This window comes from Enterocloster sp., from assembly GCF_057861365.1.
The window spans coordinates 155,224-168,056 of record NZ_DBMACH010000001.1 but is presented as its reverse complement, the minus strand read 5'-3'; the positions used below and the strand labels follow the sequence as shown (position 1 = coordinate 168,056).

At 43.1% G+C, this 12,833-nt stretch carries 17 protein-coding genes; all 17 read right to left on the bottom strand.

Annotation, left to right across the window (positions count from 1 at the left end):
• Positions 1–1,416 carry a phage tail sheath subtilisin-like domain-containing protein gene (locus ACZM6M_RS00905; RefSeq protein ID WP_268802992.1) on the bottom strand — a complete coding sequence of 472 codons (1,416 nt, stop codon included), beginning with the start codon at positions 1,414–1,416 and terminating at the stop codon, positions 1–3.
• Complete coding sequence (locus tag ACZM6M_RS00900; RefSeq protein ID WP_173878526.1) at positions 1,416–1,649, bottom strand: YqzN/YkzM domain-containing protein; 234 nt, start codon at positions 1,647–1,649, stop codon at positions 1,416–1,418. Before ACZM6M_RS00900 ends, ACZM6M_RS00905 begins: the two co-directional genes overlap by 1 nt.
• A gap of 5 nt (positions 1,650–1,654) precedes the next feature.
• Positions 1,655–2,524, bottom strand: coding sequence for a hypothetical protein (locus tag ACZM6M_RS00895; RefSeq protein WP_268802991.1), 870 nt, complete (start codon positions 2,522–2,524; stop codon positions 1,655–1,657).
• 1 nt (position 2,525) lies between these two features.
• Positions 2,526–2,801, bottom strand: coding sequence for a DUF5026 domain-containing protein (locus ACZM6M_RS00890; RefSeq protein WP_173878530.1), 276 nt, complete (start codon positions 2,799–2,801; stop codon positions 2,526–2,528).
• 12 nt (positions 2,802–2,813) lie between these two features.
• Positions 2,814–3,203, bottom strand: a complete 390-nt coding sequence (locus tag ACZM6M_RS00885) for an HK97-gp10 family putative phage morphogenesis protein (RefSeq protein ID WP_268802990.1) — start codon at positions 3,201–3,203, stop codon at positions 2,814–2,816.
• The gene (locus ACZM6M_RS00880; protein ID WP_173878534.1) at positions 3,200–3,550 is read right to left on the bottom strand and encodes a hypothetical protein; all 351 of its coding nucleotides are present in this window, start codon (positions 3,548–3,550) and stop codon (positions 3,200–3,202) included. The genes ACZM6M_RS00885 and ACZM6M_RS00880 overlap by 4 nt, the downstream gene beginning before the upstream one ends.
• Before the next feature lies 1 nt (position 3,551).
• Entirely contained in the window at positions 3,552–3,959 is a 408-nt protein-coding gene (locus ACZM6M_RS00875; RefSeq protein ID WP_268802989.1) for a hypothetical protein, read from the bottom strand.
• Positions 3,959–4,402 (bottom strand): hypothetical protein, encoded by a 444-nt coding sequence (locus tag ACZM6M_RS00870; protein WP_173878538.1) that lies wholly within the window; start codon positions 4,400–4,402, stop codon positions 3,959–3,961. Before ACZM6M_RS00870 ends, ACZM6M_RS00875 begins: the two co-directional genes overlap by 1 nt.
• Before the next feature lie 18 nt (positions 4,403–4,420).
• A complete protein-coding gene (locus tag ACZM6M_RS00865; protein WP_173878540.1) occupies positions 4,421–5,446 on the bottom strand; it encodes a hypothetical protein in 1,026 nt (341 codons plus the stop codon).
• Positions 5,447–5,467: 21 nt separating this feature from the next.
• Positions 5,468–5,917, bottom strand: a complete 450-nt coding sequence (locus tag ACZM6M_RS00860) for a structural cement protein Gp24 (RefSeq protein ID WP_272111746.1) — start codon at positions 5,915–5,917, stop codon at positions 5,468–5,470.
• Between the two features lie 15 nt (positions 5,918–5,932).
• Positions 5,933–7,174: a hypothetical protein gene (locus ACZM6M_RS00855; protein WP_268802987.1), complete on the bottom strand. Its 1,242-nt coding sequence runs from the start codon at positions 7,172–7,174 to the stop codon at positions 5,933–5,935.
• Between the two features lie 147 nt (positions 7,175–7,321).
• Positions 7,322–7,828, bottom strand: coding sequence for an XkdF-like putative serine protease domain-containing protein (locus ACZM6M_RS00850; RefSeq protein WP_268802986.1), 507 nt, complete (start codon positions 7,826–7,828; stop codon positions 7,322–7,324).
• Positions 7,829–7,833: 5 nt separating this feature from the next.
• Complete coding sequence (locus ACZM6M_RS00845) at positions 7,834–8,775, bottom strand: phage minor head protein (RefSeq protein WP_268802985.1); 942 nt, start codon at positions 8,773–8,775, stop codon at positions 7,834–7,836.
• A gap of 3 nt (positions 8,776–8,778) precedes the next feature.
• On the bottom strand, positions 8,779–10,161 hold the full coding sequence (locus ACZM6M_RS00840) for a phage portal protein family protein (protein ID WP_268802984.1): 1,383 nt from the start codon (positions 10,159–10,161) through the stop codon (positions 8,779–8,781).
• Positions 10,162–10,176: 15 nt separating this feature from the next.
• A complete protein-coding gene (locus tag ACZM6M_RS00835; protein WP_173878551.1) occupies positions 10,177–10,485 on the bottom strand; it encodes a hypothetical protein in 309 nt (102 codons plus the stop codon).
• A 10-nt stretch (positions 10,486–10,495) separates the two neighbouring features.
• Positions 10,496–11,965, bottom strand: a complete 1,470-nt coding sequence (locus ACZM6M_RS00830) for a DEAD/DEAH box helicase family protein (protein WP_268802983.1) — start codon at positions 11,963–11,965, stop codon at positions 10,496–10,498.
• Complete coding sequence (gene terS, locus ACZM6M_RS00825) at positions 11,958–12,770, bottom strand: phage terminase small subunit (protein WP_489489376.1); 813 nt, start codon at positions 12,768–12,770, stop codon at positions 11,958–11,960. Before terS ends, ACZM6M_RS00830 begins: the two co-directional genes overlap by 8 nt.
• Positions 12,771–12,833 lie beyond the last annotated feature (63 nt).

The window sequence follows — 12,833 nt, the reverse complement described above, 5'->3', positions numbered from 1 at the left end:
TTATTCTGTTACTCTGCTTGAAAACTGGAATTTATATGTCAGATACAGGTGCTCGATAGAATCCTTATCGATCACTTCGATGTCACAATATGCATAATCCCCATCAGACGGATATGTTGTGTTCTCAGAGGCTGTTCCGGACACCAGTTTCCCTTCATTGATCATTGCATTGATTACACTTTGAAGCTGGCTTACAACAGTAGCTCTTCCGTTTACATCATTGTCAACCTTTCCAATCAGGGCATCTGCCTGATCATTGCATCTCGTAATCAACTCATATCTTGTTTTCGTCCTTCTGATTTTCTTCCAACCATCATCCTGATTATCTGCCGGACTTACCAGCGTATTGATTGCACTGTCAATCCAGATCTGGCCGTTTGTATTCGTACTCAAAACAAGGCAGCCTTTCTGTTCCGCCGTTGAAATTTCCGTTGGTGTTAGCGCATCATTCAGTTTTGTGTATCCTTCCATCACCGTATGTGTCAAGGACTTATTTGAAGCAGTCGCCGCAATCATTCCTGCTATTCTTGCAGCAACAAGGTATCCTTCAACAAGCTCACCGGAAATTTCCGCAGATGCATTCAATACATAGTGCATTTTCTCGCTGTTGAATGCCGCAGCGTGTGCCATTCTTTCTGTGAGTGCGACATTCTTCTTCTCAGCAACAACAGCCATTGCAAGCTGACCAGCATTAAATATACGATCAACAAAGGATGCGAGAAGCTGATGTACTGCCGTATCTTCCGTATCCACACAAACACAGTTAAACCGATACGCTTCTGCTGCAACAAAAGCATCACTGTATTCAGTATTTGTTGCGGTTGGTGCAGTTCCTGGAGTAAATACCTCTTCACTTACATCTGCCAGAATCCCCGTTGCACTTGCCATAACTTCAGATGTAAAGTATCTTGAGTTTATAAAAGCCTGATTAAGCGACTTAACCTCATCGTCACCGGCAGGGAATTCCAGTTTTTCAAATTCTTTTGCACCGGAATAGATGATGCACTCTTTCGTTTTTGAATCAGAAAGTTTTTCTCTTACTGTAATCGCAAAATCCTTTTCTCCCGGATATTTCGCTGTAATTTTAAGTGCTTCCACTTGTTCTTCAGCGGCTGTTTTGATTGTAATCGTTGCCTGCGTACCGCCCTTTCCAACACGAACACAAACACATTTTGTTACACCAGCTTTGATTGCCTCACGGATTGCGTTAGTTGTTCCCGCAGTTCCAAACAATTTTTCATATCCTTCTGACGGTGTGATTTCAATAGCCTGTGCAAGCGGACCAAAATCTGCCTTAAAAAAGATAGCGACAACTCCATCTGATGCCCCTGCGATCTGATTGTCACCGACCTTCTGAATATTGAAATATGTTCCTGGCCGAATCTTTGTTTCACCAGCAATAAATGTACCAGCCATTATTTGACCTCCTTACTCAAAAATTTATTCACGAGTTCTTTTGCCTCTTTAAGTGTCGCCTTGTCTTTCCCGTAATATTTAAGGGCTGCTGCGACACATTCTTTTCTTGTCCCGAAACGTTCTGACGCATTCGAAAGCTCTTCTGCGGTATATACCGTTTCTACCGCTTCCCTCTTTCTGGGCGCCTTTTCTTTTGTTGATGCCTGTGCATTCGCCGTTTTTGTTTCTGCCATACTGCTTATTCCTCCTTACTCATAATGATATTTTTCATAATCGCATGCTGTTTTGCCTTATATTTCAGTATTCCGTATCTTCCTGTTATGTATAATTGTCCAGTTTTCAGATAGTCTGCCTGTCTATCCAACTGAACCTCCGATACATTCATTGGAGAACCGTCAAGTAAGATAATTCTTTCATCTGCGGAAATCCGTTGCGCAACAGCTGCGATCATCTTTATATTCGTTGACTTATCCGGACACAAAAGATGGACCGCTATTCTGCAGTCCATCCACGCAACCGTATTCATGTTATGTCCGGCCACTTTATTTAAGGTGCAAAGTCTACTGTAAAACACCGGGGTTTCTGCCGTATCTGTAAATTCTTTCAACCTGTCCATCCCAATAATAATGGATTCCGGGTAAAGTTCCTTTATGTATTGATTTAATGCAACAACCGGATCCGGATCGGTAGTCTCCTGCGGAGAGTATTCCATTAGATCAATGGAAACCTCTTGACCTATGATATTCCCCTCCAATAAAAACGGATCTGTCCTCGCCCACGCAAAGCTATACGGACCACCATCTTCCGGATAAATTAGGATATCCCTAAAGCACTCCTTAATAGCCGCTTCAATCTCTAAAATGACCAGAGAGGTGCTTTCTGTGTAAGCTACGATATTAAGAGTGCCTACGCTTGATCGTTCCTCATTCGCCTGCATATCGCACGAGAAGGTAACCCTTGGGTACTGGACTTTTCCACCCCACCCCTCCTGCTTATCGTCTGGGGCTTCTGTGTTAAATATGGCTGGCTTCCCTGCATAAGTAGCACACAGCGCTTTTATTTTCTCGGATTCCAGCAATCTTTTATAAATCAGATTTATTAGATTCATCCTATTCTCCTCCGTCCGGATGTTTTGATATCACCTGCAGATCATTACTGTAGCGGATTTCCCAATCCCCGTTTGCCACCTCGTCAGCATACACAAAAAAGTGATTTGTTACATTTCCGATTCGTGGTGGATATTGGACAATAAGCTTATTTCCAGTTACGGAAACTACAAATCCCATTTCCGGATCGCTCCAAGTTTTGTGCTTTGCATATATCAAGGTGCCTCTATGCACCTCATTTACATCAAAAACATTTGTTGGATTCCTTATAATCAGCATACATACCTCCTTTTAAAACTCAGAAAAAATAGAATCGACCTCGGGCTCTACATCGTCAAGTATCGGATCAACAAATGGTCTTGCCGCCATTTTCTTTGTACCATCCTGCAAATATCCGGCATATGAAGCCATAGAATCCGCATATGCTGTTACCGATATGCCGGAATATGAATTCCCTCCATTCATTCTCACTCCAGTCTTCCATGCCCTCCGAAGAAATCCACTTCTTACTCCAGGTGGATTCCCCGGAGCTGAAGGACTTGGATTGGTGAGAACTTCAATCGCGCTATTTCTCATTGCATTCGATACACGGAACGCCTTTCCCATTGTTTGCTGATTTACCTCTCTTACGGCCTCTTTCACCGCCTGACGAATAGATTCAGATGCATTTCCTGCTGTCATCTTAAATCATTCCTTTCTTCTGCATAATAAATTGTCGCTACACCAAGTCCTCCGGCATCATCTACAACAAGTACAAGAAACATTCTCTCGCCCATAACAAGAAGATCTCCTTTTCTTGCCAGCGGACTTCCTTCGCTTACAATCGTATGCGTAAGCGAATGCTGATTTTGATCCCATAAGTGCTTTTTCCTTTCACTGTCATCTGTATCAGCTTCCGCCAACACACCGCTTATCAAATCTCCTGTATCCGTATAGCCTTTAATGGGCAGTCCAATCTCAGAAACATCATTCTTCATTCTTTTTACAAGAAAATCCTTGTACAAATTTCCTGGTCGAAGATACATCATTTCATCTGCCCTCTTTCTCCATTGACATCATTCCGGTATAAAAATAAGGGCTTCCATAGGAATCCCCTTGCATTTTAATTGCTGATTCAGACAGGCAGCTCTTTGATATGGATGCTTTTAATTTTTCATACTCCTCTTGCCACAGTTTTGCCCTTGCTCCAAATTGAAGCGACAAAGGTCCTGTTTGGGTATCTGGTTCGTACGAAAACCGTCTAAAAATAGACTCTATGCAGGCAAGCTTTGCTCTCTTCCAGTTCTTGTTCATCTCCAATAATGCCTCATATTCCTCATCTGATAGTGCAGAAGTTTTCTCACGCCCCTCCACCATGGTATCTCCGAGTTCAAAACGCATAAGGTCTTTTCCTCGATCAGACAGTTTTGACGGATCGTAGGTATAGGTGCCAGCCATCACTCATCACCTTCGCTTTCATCCGCTCCTTCCTCGGCGGTAAGCCCGGAGGCTGCAGCCTCCGTTGCTTCTTTTATTGCTTTTCTTGAATCGCATGCGTTCAAAAGAATCAGGATATTCTCGGACGCAATGCCTTTAATCGCTTCTTTCGCTTCTGCCGGGCTCATTTGCATTATTTCTACAGCAGAGCATATCTGCTCTTCACTCAAATACAATGTCATGTTTCCGTTTTTTTGTCTTATCGGTACGCCGAATTCGACTTCTCCTACTTGTGCCACCATATCTTCCTGTTTCATTCCTACTTCTCCTCCGCAAGCAACAATGGCAATGACACCAAGCTTCTCTTGCGCTTTAGGATTTAAGACAAATTCGGTTGGAATTTCTTCTCCGATATAGAATGTGCGTCCACCAAACGAACAAGGCTTTTTAGCAATTAACCTCATACGTAACCTCCTTAACTTTTAAACTGCATCTTTGAAGAACATTCCAAGATCGTCCGCTGTTTTCTTCATATCACTTGCCATAAGCCCCTCTACATAATCAGAATGAGTTCCCGGCTCTCCCGGATAGCTAAGAATCGGCAAAAGCTGTCCATCCCCAAGCATATCCCATGTAAAAATATACCCTGCAGACGGTTCATCGATAGCTGGATTATTCGTTGCATATGCAAGTAAGATTGCGTTCGGATCTCCAATAAATCCCATATCGGCATCCGCACCCATCGATGCTTTATTCACGATAGACTGCATGGCCACAACTCTCTCCATCTCAAATAACTGTGACAACACATTCAAAGTTACATTTGCCGGGTTCGCAGTAGTTCCACCGTATTTTACTCTCTCAAGAATACCTGGGTGATTTTTAAGAGCAGTGTAAACATTTGCCCCCAGACCAATACGATTCGGTCTTCTTCCAGTCTTTTCCTGCATTTCTGTTGCTTTCTCATCAAAGAATTTTACAGGATCGGAGTTATCATTTGAGAACTTAATAAACTGGCCACCAGACGGACTTGTATTATCAACCCCTGTGTACTCCTGAGACCACACACCAGCTTTAAAGAAATGTTCTGCGAACAAATAATCCTGATGAATGTTTGCCTGCTCTGCAATAGTTCTTGTTCTCTGAATTCGCGGATCTCTAATTGCCGGTCCCATGCGACGCTGAAGATCTGTCTGGCGAATATTATCAACTCCCATAATCATCTGATCAACTTTGCAGTTATATGTTTCCGTGTATTCAGAAACAACCGTCGGATCTGCCTTTCCATACGCAGGTTTTCTCTTCCATCCGTCTCTCAAAAGATCTGCTTTGTCAAAAACATAGTAGTTATCACTTGACAAATCTACAGGACAAATCGGGAAAATTGATTTTGCAAAATAATTTCCCGGGTTCTGAAAATATGAAAGCGCCATATTTGTAAGTGCTGTATGAGGTCTAAATGCCCCTTTTGCAATTTCTGCCGCAATACCTTTTGTTGAATTTCTCATGTATTTATTCCTCCTTATTTGTTATGCGCCAACTCCGGCTCCTACACCATCTGCTTTCTGATATTTTGAAATCTGAATTCTTACATATCCATTTGCTGATGCATCACTTAAAGCAATACCTAAAATATAATTTCCCGCTGCTGCCACGGCCGCAAGCCCGTCTGCTCCGGATGTAATTTCCTGTCCTTTCTTAATTGCCGCACCAGCAATGACATATCCGATGTCTTTGACCTGGATATCTACATCATCACCTTTTGCCACTTTTCCAGATTCTGTTCCAGTGATATCGTTGTATCCAGCCTCAATAATTGCAATACCAACGGGTATATCTGTTCCAGCAGTAGCAAGGACCACATCTCCGTTTGAATCATATTTGACAATTCTATTGCGACAATCTGCGATTTCTGCTCCCGCTTTCTCGGTAATTGTCTGAGAGCCGTTAATCAGCGTTCCATTAAAATTCTTTCCCATTTTTATTCCTCCTTCTTAAAATCCCGCTTCATCATCATAAGACGCAAGCAAATCAGGATTGTTTTCCCATGCCTTTGCAACTGCATCTGTGTAGCTCAGAGACGGGTCTTTTTCAATGTAGCCCTTTGCAATAGACTCTACACGTGACTCCGTTTTCCCTTTCGCAACAATTCCGGCAGATCCGCGGCAAGATTTTCCAATCTCAGAAAATACACCGGAACTATCTGCCATGGCAACCATGGAATCCAGCGTTGAAATCATATCGTCATAAGCTGTACCACCAGCATTTCTAAGACTTTTCAGAACAGGCGCCAGTTCCTCTGGTTTTTTACCGATAATCTCATATTTCTTTGCAACTTCCATGAATTCTTTGTTTTCCGCAGCTTCGCGATACTTTCTAAGAGCTTCAATCTCTGCCTTAACTGCTGGATGCAGACCCTTATAAATATCGTCTCCCACTTCTGATGCTGCCGATTTCTTCGTTGTTGTCTTTTTACCATTCTTTCCATCGTCCAGATCTTCTTCTCCGTCGTCATTCTCTCCCGGTTTTACTGTAGAGGATTTCTCAACAGTCTCCTCTTCAAATCCATATTTCTTTACGATTTCATCGTAAGCGGCTCTTTCCTCCGGTGACATTTTACTCTTGTCAATTTTTAGCATCTCCTCAACTTCTCCTTTCTCAATGTTTGCTGCTTTTTCAATATTTTCGTTCAGATGGTCTCTAAACTTTTTCAATGATTCAACATCCGTTTTCCCGATATCCTTTTTGATTCCACTGACCTTTCCTGCCGACCAACTACTAATTGCATCAGCAATAATCTCATCGAATTCAGAAACACTTTCTTCCATCATGGATTGTGCTGTTGCTCCGTCAAGATCTTCATCGTAAAGAATCGACTGCAGCGAGGACTGAAGGGCATAACAAATGCTCCACATCTCATCAGCCACCTTCTGCCGCTTAACTTCCGTCATCTTTTCTCCAAAAGTTTGCGAATTCCCTTTCTGAATAATCCCTTCAGATGACAATTCCGAAAAGCCGTCAATTTCTTCATCTTTAAATCCAAGGCTTTTCCCGATTGAGTGCATAAGTCTTTTGAAAAGGCTCTTTTGCTCTTTCATAGGATCTTGTAACAGATCCGTCACAACAGGTGCGCTCTGTTCCTTCCTCTTGAAAATCTTGATATCGGCTTGTTGGTTAGCGCCTTCATCAACGAAATCCACCTTTTTTACATGTAAATTTTTTAACTTTGTTGCCAAGTTTCCTTTCCTCCTTTCGCTTATTTTTATAAAACAAAAAGCGGTAATACCGCCTCTTGAATTACCATTTTTCAATCGTTTCTTGCAGCGATTACCACACAAGCTAAAGCAAATCCTATAAACGCTCCAAGAAAGAAAATCCCAACATCAATCAGAATCCACATCTTCTTTTACCTCCACTCTTTCTGCCTCTCCTTCAATTGAGAACATAGAGTAAGTTCCATCCTTGACCTTCTCCCACACATCTTCATCTGTGACAAGAAAACCAATCCACCATCCCACAGGAATAGTCCCAACAGGAATGCCCATGGCTTCCATTTTTTCTTCTGTGAAAACTACACTTTCAACCAAAATTGCACAGTCTCCTCTTTCGTGCATCTCTCCTCCTTCTCGGTATAATCGCACGAAATCATAAGCTGCGTTTTCTAATTCTTCCGGATCAATCATATCTTCCTGCCAGTCTACAAGCTGTTCTCCGGCCTCATCTATTGATATACTCGCCCAACCAAAAGCAAGATGTTTGTCATCTTCTGATTTTTGGATTTTAAAACGACCTTTCAACACTGACTGGTTGTTGTTTTTAGAGTTTTCCACATTCTGCTTTTCCTTGTCCACTTTTTTGTGGATTCCAAGCAACTCATACATGGTTTGCATTTCCATTACTCCTTCACTTCCACATATTTTACAACGCATCTACATCTCGGATGCGCTGGAGGGAATAAAACTGTTCCGCATTTTCCTACGTCGAAATACTCCTCCATTTCCTTGCTAACGCCCTCTACAGCCTCACAAAACCTACACACATTCTCTTGCCTTGCCGTTACCCACACTTTCCTCACATGACCTATATAGCCCTTTTCCTGAGCCTGTATTATCCCGTTATGAGCGCCGGCACTGTATGCCTCAGCCAATTCAGTTTGCGCTATAGTTTCAGCTCTGTATCTATGTTGTTTTTCAGCATATTTCAACGCCTTATCCCGAGCTCTCCTAACAATCGTTTCCTCTTTCATCCTTGGATGCTCCTTGCGCATTTGTTCCTTAATGCTGTTGTAATACCGTAGGTTTGCCTGCGCTTGACGTTCAGTAAGCCCGATGCATGGCCGTATAACCCTTGCCAGCTCTCCCGGTGACATTTCTTCCCTTACTGCTTTCATGGCAAGCCTCTGTATTGCTTTTTTCTGTTCTTGCACAGCATTTGTTACAAATTCACTTCCTCGGTCCTTTATCCAATTCCTTATACCAACATCGGTTGCATCAAATTCAAATCCCTGTTCCTTTGCCTCATTTAATATCGCAGAACTAAGCTGCCCTACGATAATCGCTTCAAGCCACATAGGTTCAAGTGTGTCCGTAACAAACGAAGAATAGTCTTTTGACCAATTCAGAAGATCTTCTTCCGATACTTCTTCATCCTCTATGAGTTTCCGTATCTCTTTGTATGTAATAGCCGCTGCCTGATCCGCCCAAAATCTCGTTAGTATAGAAACCGGAACAGCGGACGTGTCCGTAATATACCTATTAAGCATATTCAACAATCGGAGATTTTCTTTGCTCCGCTTCTTCGCCTTCCCGAGAGGCTTTGGTTTTTTAAAGATATACACCTGTTACCCTTCCCTTCCAAGCCTTCGTTTCGCCGCCATGGCATTCTTTTCATCTTCTTCGTCATCAATTTCTTCTGATGAGTCAGGCTCTTCTTCCGGCGGTTGATTTTGGTTTTGTTGTTTTGTTCTGGCCGGATTTTCTCCCCTGCTGTCGGTTGTTCTTTCCGGCAAATGACCAATTTCTCGTACATAATCCTCAAGTCCATCATCCGGTACAATTACGCCAATTCCCGTCATATCCTTAATGAATTGCCCTGCCGCTTTCACATCTACATCTTCAATCTCTCCATGCGTCATTTTGGGATAGTCTGTTATACCATTGAAATAATCTCCGTTGATGTCAATAAGTGCAGGAATGCCTTGATTATTGAATGTTTCGCATATAACATCCAAGAACGAAGATATGGCAACAGAAAAAAGCTCTGTTTTATCAGAACTAAGTGCAAAACTTCCCACCTTATTGTGTCCAAGCATCAGAAAGTCAGCAAGAACCGTCATTGCAATCTTGGTATCATACCTGTTTATGATTGAGTTTGTATCGAATTGCCTAGCACCCCCGGTACTTACCAGCTCAAACTCAAATCCATGCGGTAGCACCAGTCCTTCATATTCATCGCGCCGGATAGACTTCACCATCTTTGTAAGAGCTGCATTTATCTTTATCATATCATCGTCGTTTTCATCCCAGATATCTGTCCCATCAGGGGCATGGAATACCGGAAGTCCTGCGAGATCACGTTCAATTCCGATTGCCTCTATTTCCTGTATCCGGCGTTTGAAATACCATGGGCGGTAAGCATTTCTCAGAATACTACGGCCTTCCGGATTATCCTTTGCACTTTCCGTACGAAACAACATCGCTTTCTTCATCGGTATGGTAATAAATCCATAATCCGGTGGCGGCATTTGCGTCATCCCAACCAGATTGTCATGTTGATCGTACTCCCACTTATACAAAGTGTCCTGGCTTCTTATCGGAAGTTTCTGCCATCCAATAAGACCATCAGAATACTTACTCTTAGTCTTCTGATTTTTTGTCTTTCCCATGCGACGCTTATACACGATCTCATGGTAACTCCATCCATAAACAAGAAAAGACAGTATTTCTGATATCGTGTCAGTCCATGTACTCTGCATATCATCCATGCAGCTCTCCACAAACTCTGCCGCTTCCCTATCCTTCGCCGTATCTCCTCCTGGTTCGATATTCCACTGGGTATGGCGTATCAGCATTTTTATGGCGAATAGGATCGCCCCAACGGTATCGTCATTGTTTGCCATTTCACGATACACTTCCACGCCACGAATTCCCTGCAGTTCCCTCAGAAACTCTTCATAGAACACACCGTTATATCGCTTTTGTCCTATGCGTCCTATTTCCGCCATCGTTCTCACCCCTTTCTATCGTTTTCTCGTTTTTTCAATCCTCTTGCTGTTTTGAAACTCTGGCTTCGTAGCCGTCTTATTAAGCCAGTCAACCAATCCTTTACAACTCGGCTCCTGCTCTTCAAGTGAATCAGCCAAATTTCTCAATGCTACAACAACAAGTGCCGTATCTGCCACCGGGTGTCTGTTCAATGCTTTAATAATTCTGTTCTGGTAATCATTCAACCCATCCACCACAACTATCGTTGCTTCTGGAGTTCTCTTTTCTTCTATTAAGCGCATACCTTTTGTGACATATGCCTCTTTTTTGCTAAGCAATCCCATGATATTCCTCCTACTTATTTTTCCAATAGCTGCTCTTTCCAAGTCCACTATCTGCACTTGGAGCACTGCCTGTGTATTTTTTGATTTTTCCAAGATATACTGATAACGCTGCTGAGTCAGCTCTATCCGGAGAATCTAGCCCTCTTTTCTTCATTTCCTTTTTGCTCTCAAGCTCCAGCTTTCCATTGCTGGCAAGGAAATACTTTCGTGAAGAAAGCTGTGCAAATGTTTCTGAATCCTCTTCCATTTCAATTTCTTTGTTCTCCATGAGGTCTTTTAGCACAGCCCACATATGAGTTGTAAGGTTGTTGTAATGCTCGGCCGCATCTTTTCCAGCTTTTGTGTCGGTCTCGATCTTTTCTGCGGCATTGATGGGTATAACATACAGCCTGTTAAGCTTCTGTTCTCTTTTGACTTCCCGCAACCGGTCCGTAACCCCGCCTCCAAGTCCCGTATCATCTATATTTACATAAATTCTTCCATGATAATCTGGGAACTCTTTGATAGCTTTTTTATACTGCCGTACAATATCGCCAACAGTTCTCATCAGATCCTGCCCTCTTCTATTCGCTACGATTCTCAACTTTCCTCTGGCATTGCGGTAGATAATCGTTTCGTCATCTCCAAATCGTGCCACATCGACGCCGAAAATAATATACGGAAGCAGTTTCCCATCATCCAATTCAAACAACCTACTGCCGCATTGCTCAATAGTAGATAATGCGATAAACACATCATCCTCTTGATTGGGGAATTCTCCACGAACACGAACCCTGACCACATTAGAATCCCACCCATACTTCCGGATCAGAGATTCAATGTTCTCCTTGTTTGTTCGTTTGCTCTCTGCCGAGCTTACTGTATGGCATTTATACAATGCCCTATCCCGCGTATGACTGTCATAGAATGTTCCGGTAGTCTTTGTAGGGTTTCCGCACATGAGCAGCTTGTTGTTTTCTCCAGAGAGTGTACCGAGAATAGCTTCCATGATCGGATCGGCCACACCGGATGCCTCATCAACGATGAACAGCATGTTGTCCTCGTGGAATCCTTGCATGTTTTCTGGCTTTGTAGCAGTCCTAGCAACTCCAAACCAACGCTTTTCATTACCGACCATGTAAACATAGGTCTTTGTCCATTTTAGAAGCTGAGAGAGCAAAGGAGACTTGCTCATCCACTTCGAAATCTCAGACCAGAGGACATCGTGCAACTGCTGTTTTGTAGGAGCTGTCGCTACGATACGTGGATACGGAAAGCAAGTGATAAACCACAGGAACACAGCAGCTTCTAAACCTGTCTTACCAACACCCTGTCCAGATTTAATACTGACCTTCGGATTGTGTGCCAAGTCCATGGCCGCCTCTGCCTGCCATTCATCAGGCTCAAACTGCAATACCTCCCGGAAATAGATGACAGGATTATCTCTCCATATCGGCATGCTTTCATCAAGGAAGTCCGACAGCCAATTCATACTATCCATCGTTCTCCCTCCTTGCTTTTATGACGCTTTCCGCCCAGGTTCGAACAAGTTCGTTCCCCTTGCTCTCCCCGGCTTCTTTCCTCTTCTCCATTCTTAGTTTGGCAAGAGCGTCCACCGCCTTTGTTTTCTGGGCCTGTACAGATGTTAATTCCTTTTCAAGCCTTGCAACCAGATCGGTAGTAGAGGCAGTCATTGTTTGCATACTGTAATGTTCTCCTGGAAGTCTATCTCCTTTATTCACTTTATCAAGCACTCTGCTTTCATAAAGCTCTTTCTCGGCATCATCTTTAAATGTCCTCTTCTCCTCAAACTTCGTTACTCCAGACACATATACACCGCCTTTTGCGTCCTTGTACTTATTGATCGCCTTCATAATTCTGCGCTCTCTAACTGTGAATAGCATAATCTGATTCAGAAGCATTTCCTCTTCATCTTGCGGCATAGTTTCAATCAGCTCTTTTTCCTCATCATCGAGCGTATCCCAGTAGACTGCGGAATATCCTCCATGCTTCAGAGCATTCTGTGTTCCAGGTGGAGCTCCATGTCCTTTTGCATTCTGTTTGCCTTTGCAATTTTTATTTCCAGGCTGTCCACCTCGTTTGCGAGCGTTCGTTTTCTCCTTCTCTTTCTTTTGCGAACGTTCGCCTTCTTTTTTTTTACTACTCTCTTCCCATTTCTGAGTTGATTTCCACCGACGGACTGTTCCCTCTGGCTTGCCGAGTTTCTTTGCAATATCAACAAGAGCCATGCCATCATGAAACAGCTTTTCCGCTTCGATACTGTCAGGGCTTCTTGCTCTCGGCACAGCCACCACCTCCCTTTTCGTATTTTTTTCGGATAGCACAAAACCGGGAGGCACTCATTCACC

Excerpts from the sequence above, each read along its gene's own strand:
- ACZM6M_RS00835 (WP_173878551.1), bottom strand. The coding sequence starts at position 10,485 with ATGGGATTGCTTAGCAAAAAAGAGGCATATGTCACAAAAGGTATGCGC.
- ACZM6M_RS00870 (WP_173878538.1), bottom strand. The coding sequence starts at position 4,402 with ATGAGGTTAATTGCTAAAAAGCCTTGTTCGTTTGGTGGACGCACATTC.
- ACZM6M_RS00830 (WP_268802983.1), bottom strand. The coding sequence starts at position 11,965 with ATGGATAGTATGAATTGGCTGTCGGACTTCCTTGATGAAAGCATGCCG.
- ACZM6M_RS00880 (WP_173878534.1), bottom strand. The coding sequence starts at position 3,550 with ATGATGTATCTTCGACCAGGAAATTTGTACAAGGATTTTCTTGTAAAA.
- ACZM6M_RS00905 (WP_268802992.1), bottom strand. The coding sequence starts at position 1,416 with ATGGCTGGTACATTTATTGCTGGTGAAACAAAGATTCGGCCAGGAACA.
- ACZM6M_RS00840 (WP_268802984.1), bottom strand. The coding sequence starts at position 10,161 with ATGGCGGAAATAGGACGCATAGGACAAAAGCGATATAACGGTGTGTTC.
- ACZM6M_RS00900 (WP_173878526.1), bottom strand. The coding sequence starts at position 1,649 with ATGGCAGAAACAAAAACGGCGAATGCACAGGCATCAACAAAAGAAAAG.
- ACZM6M_RS00865 (WP_173878540.1), bottom strand. The coding sequence starts at position 5,446 with ATGAGAAATTCAACAAAAGGTATTGCGGCAGAAATTGCAAAAGGGGCA.
- ACZM6M_RS00860 (WP_272111746.1), bottom strand. The coding sequence starts at position 5,917 with ATGGGAAAGAATTTTAATGGAACGCTGATTAACGGCTCTCAGACAATT.
- ACZM6M_RS00890 (WP_173878530.1), bottom strand. The coding sequence starts at position 2,801 with ATGCTGATTATAAGGAATCCAACAAATGTTTTTGATGTAAATGAGGTG.
- ACZM6M_RS00875 (WP_268802989.1), bottom strand. The coding sequence starts at position 3,959 with ATGGCTGGCACCTATACCTACGATCCGTCAAAACTGTCTGATCGAGGA.
- ACZM6M_RS00885 (WP_268802990.1), bottom strand. The coding sequence starts at position 3,203 with ATGACAGCAGGAAATGCATCTGAATCTATTCGTCAGGCGGTGAAAGAG.
- ACZM6M_RS00895 (WP_268802991.1), bottom strand. The coding sequence starts at position 2,524 with ATGAATCTAATAAATCTGATTTATAAAAGATTGCTGGAATCCGAGAAA.
- ACZM6M_RS00850 (WP_268802986.1), bottom strand. The coding sequence starts at position 7,828 with ATGCAAACCATGTATGAGTTGCTTGGAATCCACAAAAAAGTGGACAAG.